This is a genomic window from Xenorhabdus bovienii (genome assembly GCF_024721015.1).
In the GTDB taxonomy this organism is placed as follows: domain Bacteria; phylum Pseudomonadota; class Gammaproteobacteria; order Enterobacterales; family Enterobacteriaceae; genus Xenorhabdus; species Xenorhabdus bovienii.
The window spans coordinates 1-240 of the sequence record NZ_JANAIF010000479.1; the positions used below are offsets into that span (position 1 = coordinate 1).

A 240-nucleotide genomic window follows, 5' to 3' on the forward strand; every position below is an offset into this window, starting at 1 on the left:
GTCAGTTCAGGACGGTTCAGGTAGCCACGGGCGACGCCGGCACCGGCGATATGGATTTCGCCAGTGACACCGAGAGGAACAAGCTGACCGTGGGCATCAAGGATATATGCCCGCAAATCGGGTAGCGGCTGGCCGATCAAGCTGCCGCGTCCCAGGGTGATGTCGGATTCCGTGAGTTCACGATAGGTGGCATGCACGGTGATCTCGGTGATGCCGTACATATTGACCAGACGGGTCTGT

General features: G+C 59.2%; 1 protein-coding gene. It reads right to left on the reverse strand.

Translation table 11 applies throughout. The features are described from left to right. The coding region (locus tag NXS07_RS21455; RefSeq protein WP_308686655.1) for an AMP-binding protein at positions 1 to 197 on the reverse strand (197 nt) is incomplete at its 3' end. Between the last annotated feature and the right edge of the window lie 43 nt (positions 198 to 240).